The organism is Caldimonas taiwanensis NBRC 104434, from assembly GCF_001592165.1.
Lineage (GTDB): Bacteria > Pseudomonadota > Gammaproteobacteria > Burkholderiales > Burkholderiaceae_C > Caldimonas > Caldimonas manganoxidans.
Genome location: NZ_BCWK01000017.1, coordinates 43,429 through 56,160 on the forward strand (window position 1 = coordinate 43,429; position 12,732 = coordinate 56,160).

General features: G+C 64.7%; 11 protein-coding genes. 4 read left to right on the forward strand and 7 right to left on the reverse strand.

The genetic code is table 11. The annotated features are described in order from the left end of the window. Positions 1-98: 98 nt before the first annotated feature. Positions 99-1,979 (forward strand): carbohydrate-binding module family 20 domain-containing protein, encoded by a 1,881-nt coding sequence (locus CTA01S_RS13090; protein WP_062196167.1) that lies wholly within the window; start codon positions 99-101, stop codon positions 1,977-1,979. A 19-nt stretch (positions 1,980-1,998) separates the two neighbouring features. Here the strand turns inward: CTA01S_RS13090 and CTA01S_RS13095 are convergent, their stop codons facing one another. The 5 genes from CTA01S_RS13095 to CTA01S_RS13115 form a co-directional block, all read right to left on the reverse strand. Further along, a complete protein-coding gene (locus CTA01S_RS13095; protein WP_019560347.1) occupies positions 1,999-3,213 on the reverse strand; it encodes an AGE family epimerase/isomerase in 1,215 nt (404 codons plus the stop codon). Between the two features lie 9 nt (positions 3,214-3,222). Then, positions 3,223-4,290, reverse strand: coding sequence for an ABC transporter ATP-binding protein (locus CTA01S_RS13100; protein WP_062196170.1), 1,068 nt, complete (start codon positions 4,288-4,290; stop codon positions 3,223-3,225). Positions 4,291-4,295: 5 nt separating this feature from the next. Next, a complete protein-coding gene (locus CTA01S_RS13105; RefSeq protein WP_062196172.1) occupies positions 4,296-5,144 on the reverse strand; it encodes a carbohydrate ABC transporter permease in 849 nt (282 codons plus the stop codon). Further along, the gene (locus tag CTA01S_RS13110) at positions 5,141-6,031 is read right to left on the reverse strand and encodes a carbohydrate ABC transporter permease (protein ID WP_019560344.1); all 891 of its coding nucleotides are present in this window, start codon (positions 6,029-6,031) and stop codon (positions 5,141-5,143) included. The genes CTA01S_RS13105 and CTA01S_RS13110 overlap by 4 nt, the downstream gene beginning before the upstream one ends. A gap of 85 nt (positions 6,032-6,116) precedes the next feature. Next, the gene (locus CTA01S_RS13115) at positions 6,117-7,397 is read right to left on the reverse strand and encodes an ABC transporter substrate-binding protein (protein ID WP_198150878.1); all 1,281 of its coding nucleotides are present in this window, start codon (positions 7,395-7,397) and stop codon (positions 6,117-6,119) included. 226 nt (positions 7,398-7,623) lie between these two features. On the opposite strand from CTA01S_RS13115, the gene CTA01S_RS13120 reads away from it, so the two are divergent. From CTA01S_RS13120 to CTA01S_RS13130, 3 genes are read left to right on the forward strand one after another with little or no spacing between them, the layout of a single operon-like run. Then, positions 7,624-8,598 (forward strand): Bug family tripartite tricarboxylate transporter substrate binding protein, encoded by a 975-nt coding sequence (locus CTA01S_RS13120; RefSeq protein ID WP_062196174.1) that lies wholly within the window; start codon positions 7,624-7,626, stop codon positions 8,596-8,598. Next, a complete protein-coding gene (locus tag CTA01S_RS13125; RefSeq protein WP_062196176.1) occupies positions 8,595-9,089 on the forward strand; it encodes a tripartite tricarboxylate transporter TctB family protein in 495 nt (164 codons plus the stop codon). The genes CTA01S_RS13120 and CTA01S_RS13125 overlap by 4 nt, the downstream gene beginning before the upstream one ends. 33 nt (positions 9,090-9,122) lie before the next feature. Beyond that, a complete protein-coding gene (locus CTA01S_RS13130) occupies positions 9,123-10,616 on the forward strand; it encodes a tripartite tricarboxylate transporter permease (RefSeq protein WP_062196178.1) in 1,494 nt (497 codons plus the stop codon). Here the strand turns inward: CTA01S_RS13130 and CTA01S_RS13135 are convergent. Then, entirely contained in the window at positions 10,596-12,044 is a 1,449-nt protein-coding gene (locus CTA01S_RS13135; RefSeq protein WP_084362427.1) for a sensor histidine kinase, read from the reverse strand. The genes CTA01S_RS13130 and CTA01S_RS13135 overlap by 21 nt on opposite strands. Then, positions 12,041-12,712: a response regulator transcription factor gene (locus CTA01S_RS13140; protein WP_062196180.1), complete on the reverse strand. Its 672-nt coding sequence runs from the start codon at positions 12,710-12,712 to the stop codon at positions 12,041-12,043. Before CTA01S_RS13140 ends, CTA01S_RS13135 begins: the two co-directional genes overlap by 4 nt. Between the last annotated feature and the right edge of the window lie 20 nt (positions 12,713-12,732).

A 12,732-nucleotide genomic window follows, 5' to 3' on the forward strand; every position in this document is an offset into this window, starting at 1 on the left:
CTGGCGCCCCCAGGCCAGGCTGCCTATGCTGCGGCTCATTCCCCAACCGAGGCCGGCGGCACCGGCCGACACCCCATCGAGCACCGCAGGAGACATCGATGCCGCAGCTTTCCCCATTGCCGCCGCGCTGGCGGCGCGCGGCCCGGCAGGGCCTGGCCGCCTTGACGCTGGCCACCACGGCCCTGGGCATCTCGACGGCCCAGGCCCAGAGTGCACCGCGCACGGCCTTCGTGCATCTGTTCGAATGGAAGTGGACCGACATCGCGCGCGAGTGCGAGACCTTCCTCGGGCCCAAGGGCTTCGCGGCGGTGCAGGTGTCGCCCCCGAACGAGCACAACTGGGTGACCAGCGGTGATGGTGCACCTTATCCGTGGTGGATGCGCTACCAGCCGGTGAGCTACAGCCTGGACCGCAGCCGCAGCGGCACGCGCGCCGAGTTCCAGGACATGGTCAACCGATGCAATGCCGTGGGCGTGGGCATCTACGTGGACGCCGTGATCAATCACATGTCCGGCGGCACGGGCGGCACCTCGAGCGCTGGGCGCAGCTGGAGCTATCACAACTACCCTGGGCTCTATGGCCCCAACGACTTCCACCAGCCGGTGTGCAGCATCACCAACTACGGGGATGCGAACAATGTGCAGCGTTGCGAGCTCTCGGGCTTGCAGGACCTGGACACTGGGAGCGCTTATGTGCGCGGCAAGATCGCCGACTATCTGGTGGATCTGGTCAACATGGGGGTCAAGGGCTTCCGGGTGGATGCGGCCAAGCACATCAGCCCGACCGACCTGGGCGCCATCATCGATGCGGTCAACAGCCGCACCGGCGCGAACCGCCCTTTCTGGTTTCTGGAGGTGATTGGCGCGGCCGGCGAGGCAGTGCAGCCGAACCAGTACTTCTCGCTCGGCGGCGGCCAGGTCACCGTGACCGAGTTCAACTATGGGAAGCAAATCTTCGGCAAGTTCGCCGGTGGCGGCCGTCTGGCCGAGCTGCGCAGCTTCGGTGAAACCTGGGGCCTGATGCCCAGCAGCAAAGCGATTGCTTTCATCGACAACCACGACAAGCAGCGGGGGCATGGCGGTGGTGGCAACTATCTGACCTACCACTATGGCTCGACCTACGACCTGGCCAACATCTTCATGCTGGCTTGGCCTTATGGCTACCCGGCGCTGATGTCCAGCTATGCCTTCAACCGCAGCACGGCCTACGACACGAGCTTCGGCCCGCCGCATTACAGCGGCGGGGCCACCCGTGGCCCCTGGGACGGTGGCGGCAGCCAGCCGGCCTGCTTCAACCAGAGCATCGGTGGCTGGGTGTGTGAGCACCGCTGGCGGGGCATCGCCAACATGGTGGCCTTCCGCAACGCCACGCTGCCCAACTGGACCGTGACCGACTGGTGGGACAACGGCAACAACCAGATCGCTTTCGGGCGGGGTGACAAGGGCTTCGTGGTGATCAACCGCGAAGACGCCGCGCTGACGCGCAACTTCAAGACCAGCCTGCCAGCCGGCCAGTACTGCGATGTCATCTCCGGGGACTTCAGCAACGGTCAGTGCACGGGCCATGTGGTGACGGTCGATGCCGGCGGCTACGTGACGCTGACGGCCGGGCCCAATGGTGCGGCGGCCATCCACGTGGGCGCCCGTCTGGACGGCGCCTCTCAGCCGCCGACGACCGCTTCGGTGACGTTCAACGCGTCGGCCGATACCTTCTGGGGACAGAACCTGTTCGTCGTGGGCAACCACAGCGCACTGGGCAACTGGTCGCCGGCGGCCGCCAGGCCGATGACTTGGATTTCCGGTTCGGGCACGCGCGGGAACTGGCGCGCGGTGCTCAATTTGCCGGCCAATACCACCTACCAATACAAGTTCATCAAGAAGGACGGGGCTGGGAACGTGGTCTGGGAGGGCGGTGGCAATCGCGTCGTGAGCACGCCGTCTGGGGGCGGATCGGTGAGCACGGGCGGCAATTGGCAGTAGCCGGCGGCGGGGGCGCTCTTCAGGCGCCCACCACCCGCAGCATCTCGTAGCAGTTGCCCAGCGTGTGATAGTCCAGCCGGCCCACCGGGGTTTTTTCTTCGCCCAGTCGGCGGTTGTCGCGGGTGAGCGTGTGGTACCAGGCGCCGTGTTCGTGGTCGATGAAATAGTCCCAGCAGTAAGACCACAGTCGGTCGTACCAGCGCCAATAAGTTTCCAGGCCGGTGCGGTGGCCCAACAGGGCGGCCGCGGTGGCGGTTTCGGACTGTACCCAGAAGGCCTTGCGGTCGTCGCATATGCTGCCGTCGGGCGCCATGCGGTTGAACAGGCCACGGGCTTCTTCGTCCCAGCCATGGGCCACGGTAAAGTCGAACAGGGCCTGGGCGCGCGGCAACAGCCAAGGGGCCGGACGCAGGCGGTCCAGGATGAGCAACAGCTTGGCCCATTCCGTTTGATGACCCAATTGGTAGCCCCAGGGACGAAAGATCTCGTCGGGCTGGTCGCGGTGGTAGGTCCAATCGGGCGTCCAGTCGGCGTGGTAGTGCTCCCAGATATGGCCGTCGGTCTGGTCGGCCAGATCCACCGTGACACGTCGGGCGATTTGCTCGGCCCGGTCGAGGTAGGTCGTGTCCCCCGTGGCTTCAAAGGCGCCCAGCAGCGCTTCGAAGACGTGCATGTTGGCGTTTTGGCCGCGGTACGACCCCCAGCGGCCATCTTCGGTCAGCTCGTCGGCATACAGCCCTTGGGATGGGTCCCAGAATAGGTCATTCAAGGTCTGCCAGGTCTGGGTCAGCCATTCGCGCGCTTGCACCACGCCGGCTTTGAGCGCATGGGCATAGGCCAGCATCACGAAGCCCAAGCCATAGGCATATTGCGCGTCATCTTCCACCATGTATTCACGTCTGCCGTCGGGGCGGTCCTCCACGCGCAGCATCCAGGCATAGCGGCCGGTGGCTGCATCGAGGTGGGCTTCGCGCAAGAAGGCCAGGCCGTGGCGAACGGCGTCTAGATAGGTCGGCGTGCGGAAATGCAAATGCGCCTGGGCGTAGTTGTAGATCAGGCGCGTGCTGTTGACGAGGTGCCGGTGTTGTGTGTCGTAAGCCGTGCCGTCGTCGAGGAAGAAGTGAAAGTACCCCCCGCGCCGATCGATGCAGCGCGGGTGGTAGAAAGCCATCGTGTGAAAGATGTGCTCTTTCAAAAAGGCAGCGGAGCGATAGAGCGGAAAGACTTGCATCATGCAAGAGTATCAGGCGATGCGCAGCTCGGTCTGTCCGTCGAAGAGGTGGCTGTGCTCGGCAGACCAGGTCAGATGGACGCGCTCGCCCACGCGTTGCGTGACCTTGCCGGGCACGCGCACCGTAAGGCGGCCCAGGGGGGTGTCCACCAAGGCGTAGGTTTCCGGCCCCGTGGGTTCGACCATGCCCAACTCACCGGGCAGACCGTGGTCTGAGAACTGCAGGGCTTCAGGGCGCAGGCCGTAACTGATGGCCTGACCGGCATGCGCCTGCAGGGCTTGCTGCTGCCCAGGAGTGAGCGCCAGACTCCATCCATGGGCCTGCAGCTCGTGGGAGCCGGTGCGCGAGGCCTCGATGAAGTTCATGGCCGGTGAGCCGATGAATTCGGCAACGAAACGGTTGGCCGGTCGGCTGTAGATGTCCTCAGGGGTGCCGAACTGCTGGACCTGGCCGTCCCTCATCACGGCGATGCGGTCTCCGAGTGTCATGGCTTCGACCTGATCGTGCGTGACGTACACGGTGGTCGTGCGGGTGCGCTGGTGCAGCAGTTTGATTTCGGCGCGCATCTCCACGCGCAGCTTGGCGTCGAGGTTGGACAGGGGTTCGTCGAAGAGAAATAGTTTGGGATTGCGCGCCAGGGCCCGGCCCATGGCCACACGCTGGCGTTGGCCGCCCGAAAGCTGGGCCGGCCTGCGGTCCAGCAGATGCTCGATTTGCAGCATCTTGGCCACGCGGGCAATCGCGGCTTGGCGCTCGGCTTTGGGCACCTTGCGCATCTCCAGGGCAAAGCCGATGTTGTCGGCCACCGTCATGTTCGGATAGAGCGCATAACTCTGGAACACCATGGCGATGTCGCGATCCTTGGGCAGGGCGTGGGTGACATCGCGATCGCCGATGTGGATGCTGCCGGAGGTCGGGTGGTCCAGTCCGGCGATCATCGCCAGCAGCGTGGACTTGCCGCAGCCCGAAGGGCCGACGAGGATCAGAAATTCGCCCGCCTCGACTTCGAGATCGATGCCTTTGAGGATTTCGATGGAATGGTAGGCCTTGCGGACTTGGCGGATGGAGAGGGCTCCCATGGGACTCAACCTTTCACGGCGCCGGCGGTGAGGCCGCGCACGAAATATTTGCCAGCGATGATGTAGACGATCAGCGTGGGCAGGGCGGCGATCATGGCGGCGGCCATGTCGACGTTGTACTCCTTGACGTTAGCGGTGGTGTTGGCCAGGTTGTTCAGGCCCACCGTGACCGGCTTGGACTCTGCGCCAGTGAACACCACGCCATAGAGGAAGTCGTTCCAGATCTGCGTGAACTGCCAGATCAGGGTGACGACCAGGATGGGCGTGGACAGCGGCAGGACGATGCGCCAGAAGATGCGCCAGAAGCCGGCACCATCGATCATGGCGGCTTTGACCAACTCGTCGGGCAGACCCACGTAGTAGTTTCGGAAGAACAGCGTGGTGGAGGGCAGGCCAGCCAGCACGTGGACGAGCACCAGGCCCCAGATGGAGGTCGACAGCCCCAGCCAGCCCAGCACTTGCGACATCGGCAGCAGCACCACCTGCATGGGCATGAACACACCAAAGAGCATCAGCCCGAACACCAGCTCGCTGCCGCGGAAGCGCCACTTGCTCAACACATAACCATTGAGAGCGCCAAGCACGGTGGAGATCAGCACGGCAGGCACCACCATCGCGATGGAGTTCATGAAGAAGGGCCGCAGCCCTCCGCAGTCGGTGCCCGTGCAGGCACTGGACCAGGCTTTGGACCAAGCGGCCAAGCTTGGGTTGGACGGCAGGTCCAGCAGGCCGCCGGCACGGATCTGGTCCATGTCCTTCAGGGAGGTGACCACCATCACATACAGCGGCGCGAGGAACAGCGCAGCGAAGACCGCCAAGGCGCCCAAGATGAGGAATCGATGCAAATGCTTCATGCGGACTTCTTCGTGCGCAGTTCGCTGTAGAGGTAGGGAACGACGATGGCTGCGACCGTGGCCAGCATGATGGTGGCCGATGCCGCTCCCAGGCCGATCTGACCACGAGTGAAGGCCATCGTGTACATGAAAGTGGCAGGCACGTCGGTGGCGAAACCAGGGCCACCGGCGGTCAGCGCCATGACCAAGTCGAAACTCTTGATTGCGATGTGTGACAGCACCAGCAATGTGCTGAAGAAGACGGGGCGCAGGCTGGGGATGAGGATGCGCCAATAGATGCGCGGCAGGCTGGCGCCGTCGAGTTGGGCGGCCTTGATGATGCTGTCGTCGATGCCGCGCAGCCCGGCCAGGAACAGGGCCATCACGAAGCCGGCCGATTGCCACACCCCGGCGATCACCACGGTGTAGATGGCCCGATCGGGGTCGATGAGCCAGTCGAAACGAAAGCTCTCGAAGCCCCATTGGTGCATCAGGTGCTCCAGGCCCAGGCCCGGATTGAGAATCCATTTCCAGGCCGTGCCGGTGACGATGAAGCTCAGCGCCATCGGATAGAGGAAGATGGTGCGCAAGGCGCCTTCGGCGCGCACCTTCTGGTCCAGCAAGATGGCCAGCAACAAGCCCAAGGCCATCGACAGGCCGATGAAGAGCACACCAAAGATGCCCAGGTTGCGCATGGCCAGCCACCAACGTTCGCTCTCGAACAAGGTGACGTACTGCTCGAGACCGACGAATTCGTAGTTGGGTAGCAGCCGTGAGGCCGACAGCGAAAGGTAGCCGTTCCAGGCGATGAAGCCGTAGATGAAGATCATCGACAGCACGAAAGAAGGCGCGAGCACCAAGCGCGGCAGCCAAGGCTGGCGCGGCCGCAAGGCAGGGGAGGAGGTCATGCGGGATCGGTGAGGAACTTCAGAGACGGCGGCCGCGGCCCCAGGGCCGCGGCCGCCGGCGCAACACACGCCGGGGACAAAGAAATCACTGCGCGCGGGCCGCCGCAGCGATACGATCCATGGCTTCTTTCGCGCTCATGCGGTCGCTGTTCCAGAACTGCGAGACCACATCCTTGATCGCGCCTTCGATGGCCGAGGGAACGGCCATGCCATGGGCGATGGAGGGCACCAAGGTGCCGGACTTGGCCGAGGCGGCGAAGTCGCGTGCCGAGAGTTTGGCGCAGTCATCGAACTTGGACAAATCCATGTTCAAGCGCACCGGGATCGACCCCTTGTTCAGATTGAACACCTCCTGGAACTCCGGCGAGACCAGGGCTGCGGCCAAGTCTTTCTGCGCCTTGACGTTGGCTTCGTTCTTGATCTTGAACATCGCGAAGCTGTCGACGTTGTAGGTAAAGGCCTGGGCCGTACCAGGGGCCGGGGCGCAGAGGAAGTCCTTGCCGGGCACTTTGCCAGCGGCGACGAACTCGCCTTTGGCCCAGTCCCCCATCAGCTGCATGCCGGCTTGGCCGTTGATGACCATCGCAGTGGCCAGGTTCCAGTCGCGTCCTGGGGCGTTGCGGTCGGTGTAGTCCTTGATGCGCTTGAAGGTGGTGAGCACCTTCTCCATGGTCGGGCTCTTGAGCGCGGTCTGGTCCAGTTGCACCAGGGCTTTCTTGTAGAAGTCCACGCCGCCCACGCCCAGAGCGACCGATTCAAAGGTGGTGAAGTCCTGCCAATTCTGGCCGCCATGGGCCACGGGGATCACACCGGCCTTCTTGAGGGCCTCGGCCGCGGCAAAGAATTCGTCCCAGGTGGTCGGCATCTTCACGCCCGCCTTGGCCAAGACCGCCGGGTTGGCCCATAGCCAGTTCACGCGATGCACGTTGACCGGTGCGGCCACATAGCTGCCTTTGTATTTCAGTCCATCGGCAATGGGCTTGGGTAGCAGGGCGTCCCAGTTGTTGGCCTTGGCCACGTCATCGATGCTGGCCAGCACGCCTTCTCGGGCCCACTCCTGAATCGACGGTCCCTTGATCTGGGCGGCTGCCGGTGCATTGCCCGACACCACACGCGATTTGAGCACCGTCATCGCCGAGTCGCCACCGCCGCCGGCCACCGCGAAATCGCGCCAAGTGTGTCCGAGCTTGAGCATTTGGCCTTTCAACGCGGTGGCGGCCTTGGCTTCGCCGCCAGAGGTCCACCAATGCAGCACTTCCACCTCACCGGCCGTCACGGCCGTGCTCAGGCCCAGGGCGGCGCAGGCCGCCCAGGCCTGCTTTGAAAGGCGCGCGAGGCGCGAGCGTGTGGATCGGGTCAGGGTCATGTCCTTGCTCCTCAGGTTGTGGGTATGCACGTCGGGGACGTGTCTGCCAATGTTAAGAAAAAATTAAAGAATTATCCATGCAGTATTAATGAGGGATTCCACGGATAGGCGCGCTGCCCCACCCCTCGCAAACGCTGATGCCAGGATCAGCGCCGCCAATTACGCTCGACAGGCGCGGGCGCGAGTGCCGTAGCCCCATGACAGGATCAATTGATTGGAGACGCTCATGAACCCCATTCGCCGACGAATCATCGTGACGGCCGGTCTGGCTCCCACGCTGGGGGGCCTGTCCTCTTTGGCTTGGGCTCAGCAGCTGTTCGAATCGATCCTGATGTTCGTGCCTGCGGCTCCCGGCGGTGGCTGGGACGGCACGGCCCGGGCCATCGAGGCGGCCTGCAAGGCCGCCGGCCTGGTGGGGAGTTTCCAGTTCGAAAACGTCGGTGGGGCCGCGGGCATGGTGGGCTTGCCGCGCTTCGTCAACCAGCGCCGAGGCCAGGGCAACGCGATGATGGTGGGCGGCTCGGTGATGGTCGGTGGGGGCATTGCCAACAAAAGCCCGGTCACGATCAAAGACGTCACCCCGCTGGCCCGATTGACCGAAGAAGCTGGCGTCATCGTGGTGCCGGCCAGCAGTCCACACAAGACCTGGAAGGACCTCGAGAACGCCCTGCGTGCCGACCCGAAGGCCGTCAGTGTGGCCGGCGGCTCTTCCGGAGGAACCGATCATTTGCTGCTGGGGCTCATCCTGCGGGCGCTGGGCAAGAACCCCCGCGAGGCGGCCTATGTGGCATTTGCCGGTGGAGGCCCGGCCACGGCGGCGGTGTTGGGCGCCCAGGTGGTGGCGGGGATCTCGGGGTATTCCGAGTTCGCCGAACACATCCGTAGCGGCCGGCTGCGGGCCCTGGCGGTGTCCGGCAGTGTGCGCATCCCGGGCGTGGACGTGCCCACGCTGAAGGAGCAGGGCCTGAACGTGACGGCCGCAAATTGGCGCGGTGTGTTCGGCGCGCCCGGGATTTCGGCATCACAGCGCCAAGCGCTGATCGATTTGTTGACCCGCATGCATGCCTCGCCGGCCTGGAAGGAGGCACTCGAGCAACGCAAATGGACCGATGTGTTCCTGGCCGGGGATGCCTTTGCGCAAATGCTGGCGGCAGACATCGCGGCCACCGAGGCCGTGATGAAAGATTTGGGCCTGGCATGACCGGACCGCTGCGCCCGCGTGCAGGCCCCATCGGCATGGGGCTGGCGTTGTTGGCGGTGGTCGGGGTGGCGTCCTGGCAGGTCGGCAGGATTCCCGAGGCCCCGGTGTTTGCGGCGGTGGGGCCAGCAGTGATGCCCCGCATCCTGGTGGCAGCGTTGGCCGTGCTGTCGGTGTTGTATCTGGCCATGAGCTTGCAGGGCCGCAGCAGCGACGTGCTGCTCGATGAACACGAGTCGCCCTTGCCGGGGCAGCACCGCCGGGTGGCCTGGCTTGTCGGCGGCTTGGCGGCTCTGCTGGGGCTCACGCCCGTGGTGGGCATCGGGCTGGCCGGTGTGCTGGCCTTCGTGGGGATCGCCCGAGCCTTCGACAGCGCGCGCTGGGGGCGAGATCTGTGCGTGGGAGGGTGTGTTTCTCTTGCGGTGTGGATCCTTTTCGACCGGTTGCTGGGTGTGTCGCTCGGCCGCTTTGCCAACTTCCTGCCCTGGCCTTGAGCGCCTCATGACCTTGGCCATTGCCTTGACTGCATGGACACCTTCGCAGCCCTGATGGGCGGCTTTGCCGCCGCGCTACAGCCCGAGATCCTGCTCTATGGGTTTTTGGGCTGTCTGCTCGGGACGATGGTGGGGGTGTTGCCCGGGATCGGGCCGGCACTGACCATCGCCTTGCTGCTGCCACTGACCTACAAGGTGCCGGCCGCGGCGATGTTCGTGATGTTTGCCGGGGTGTACTACGGCGCGATGTACGGGGGCTCGACCACGTCCATCCTGATCAACACCCCCGGGGAGTCGGCCACCGTGGTGACGGCCTTGGAGGGCTACAAGATGGCCAAGAACGGCCGCGCCGGCCCCGCGCTGGCCACGGCGGCCATCGGCAGCTTCGTGGCAGGCACCTTGGCCACCATTGCGCTGACCTTCGTGGCGCCCGGGGTGGTCGAGCTGGCCTTGCGCTTCGGGCCGGCCGAGTATTTCAGCCTGATGCTGCTGTCGCTGGTGGCCGTCTCGGCGGTGTTGGGCCGCTCGATGCTGCGTGGCCTCATCGCACTGGCGCTGGGTTTGCTGTTGGGCTTGGTGGGCATCGACCTGCAAACCGGTCAGCCAAGGTTCACCTTCGGGCAGGCCGAGCTGCTCGATGGCGTGGAGTTCACTGCCGTGGCCGTGGGCCTGTTTGCGGTGGGTGAGGCTTTGTATTTGGCCTGGCAGGGGCGAGCGGGGCAAGGCGAAGTGCTCAGGCTGCAAGGGCGGGTATGGCTGACGCGCGAGGACTGGCGGCGCAGCTTCTGGCCCTGGGTGCGTGGCGCGGGCTTTGGCTTTTCGATCGGAGCCTTGCCCGCCGGAGGCGCCGAGTTGCCGACACTGCTGTCGTATTACACCGAGAAAAAGCTCTCCAAGCACAAAGACGAATTCGGTCACGGCGCCATCGAAGGCGTGGCCGGACCGGAGGCGGCCAACAATGCCTCGGCCGCAGGCGTGCTGATGCCCTTGCTCACCCTGGGCATTCCGACATCGGCCACCGCTGCGGTCATTCTGTCGGCTTTCGAGAGCTATGGCTTGCAACCGGGACCCACACTCTTTGCTTCGCAAGGCGGCTTGGTGTGGACCTTGATTGCCAGTTTGTACATTGGCAATGTGATCCTGCTGATGCTCAACTTGCCGTTGGTGGGGCTGTGGGTGAAGCTGCTGTCGATTCCGGTGCCACTGCTCTATGCCAGCATCATCCTGATTTCCACGGTTGGGGTCTACGGGGCTGGCAACTCGCTGTTCGATGTGGCCTTGCTGTACGTCTTTGGCGTGGTCGGCTATGCGATGCGGCGCTTCGATTTCCCCGTCGCGCCTTTGGTCGTGGGGCTCATTCTGGGCCCGATGCTGGAGCAATCGATGCGTCAGGCGCTCACCATCAGTCAGGGCCAGTGGAGCACCTTCGTGACCCGGCCGATCTCGGGCTCTTTGCTGTTGATTGCCGCACTGCTGCTGGTGGTGCCTCCTCTGTGGAAGCGAGTGTCAGTCCGTCGCCATCGGTAGGCGCACCACGGCCCGCAAACCGTGCGGCTGCACGGGTTCCAGGTGGACATGGCCGGCATGGCGCTCGACGATTTCCTTGACGATCGCCAATCCCAGTCCACAGCCATGGCCGTCCTGGCTGGCGCGCACGAAACGCTCGAAGACCCGTTGGTGGGCATCGGGGCCGGCCTCGGCGGGCAGGCCCGGCCCATCGTCCTCGACCACCACTTCGGCCTGCCCGTGCACCGCGCGGGTCAGCACGGTAACGCTGGCACCTCGGCCAGCGTAGCGCACGGCATTGTCGATGAGATTGAGCAGCAGCTCACGAATCAACAACGGGTTGCCCAGGACAGGCAAAGGCTGTGCATCGCGGTCCTCCACGCCCAGATCCACTCCTGCTTGCAGGGCGCGGGGCACTTGCTCGGCGGTCACCTCGCGCACCAGCCGGTCCAGATCGAAGCGGCGACGGCCGAGCGCGGCAGCCGATTCCGGTTCGGCGCGTGCCAGCACCAGCAGCTGTCCCACCAAGTGGGCCGCACGAGTGGCGCTTTCGTGGACGCGTTGCAGCTGTGTCCGCAGAGCCGGGTCCTGGGCCTCGGCCAAGGCGAGCTCGACTTGCGACTTCAGCCCGGCCAAAGGGGTGCGCAACTGGTGAGCGGCATTGCTGATGAAGCGGCGCTGCGTGCTGACACTCTCCTGCACCTGGGCCAGCAGGCTGTTGACGGCTTGGGCCAGGGCACGCACCTCTTGGGGGGCGGCTTCGAGTTCGATGGGGGCCAAGTCGTTGGGGGCACGGTCTTCCACCACGGCCTGCAGCCGTGCCAGCGGGGCCAGGCCGGCGCGGATGCCGCCCCAAACGATCAGTGACATCAACAGGATCAAGCCCGACAGAGGCAAGACCGTATCGATCAGGATCTGTCGGGCCAGCTCCTCCCGGCTGGCTCGGCTCTTGGCCAGCTGCACCAGCATGTGCTGCGGCGAGGACTGATCGCCATAGGCAAGGTACAAGGCCGCCACACGCACCGGCACGCCATCGACCAGACCGTCGTAGAAGTAGGGGCGATCGAGTTCCAGATTGGGGATCGGCGGTGGGGGCGGCAGTGTGTTGTTGCCCAGGATGAACTGGCCCGGGGGCGTGCTGACCATGTAGTAGACGCGGTCATCCGGGTCCGTCTCCAAAATCGCCTGGGCTGCCTTGGGTAAATCGATCAGCAGTCCATTGTCGATGGGCTTGACTTGCTGCGCCAGCGCGCGTGAGGATTGGTACAGGCTGCGATCGATGGCCAGGTTGGCATAACGCGCGGCCACGCTGTAGGTCACGAAAGCCGCAGCGATCCACAGCACGAGCTGCGGCATCAGCAGCCACCACATCAAGTGGCGATGCAGCGAGCGTCGCCCGGGGGCCAGACCCAAGCGCGCCTGCACGGCGCTCCAGCGCGAAAGGTTCACGCCTTGGGATCCGTTTCGAGCAAGTAGCCCAGGCCGCGCACCGTGCGAATCGACAAGCCCGAGGGCTCCAGCTTGCGTCGCAGACGGTGGATATACACCTCGATCGACCCGGCAGGCTCACCCTTGGCCGCGGCCTCACCGCTCCAGGACTGGGTGATCTGTTCCTTGGTGACGACCTTGTCGCGCTGACTGAGCAAGAGCTCCAGCAAAGACCATTCCCGAGGCGACAGGTCCACCACCTCGCCGGCGATGGTGGCGCGTCGTGCGTCACGGTCCATCTGCAATTGCCCGGCTTGCAGCAGCGATCCATGGCCCGGCTGAGCCCGCCGAAGCAGGGCTCGCACCCGGGCTTCGAGTTCGGGAAACTCGAAAGGTTTGGTCAGATAGTCGTCGGCCCCGGCATTGAGCCCCTCGACACGGTGTTCCAGATCGCACAGCGCCGTCAGCACCAAAATGGGCTGGGCTGGCTTGCTGGCGCGCACGCGCTTGAGCACGGTCAGACCATCGACCAGCGGCAGCCCGATGTCGAGGATGGCCGCATCGAAGTGCTGGCGGTTGAGCAGATATTCGGCCACGGCGCCGTTGTCGGCCGTCTCCACCTCGAAGCCGGCGTGTTCGAGGTTGGCCACCAAGGCGTCGGCGAGTATGGCGTCGTCTTCGGCTAACAAGTCGGCCCTGCAAAACGACC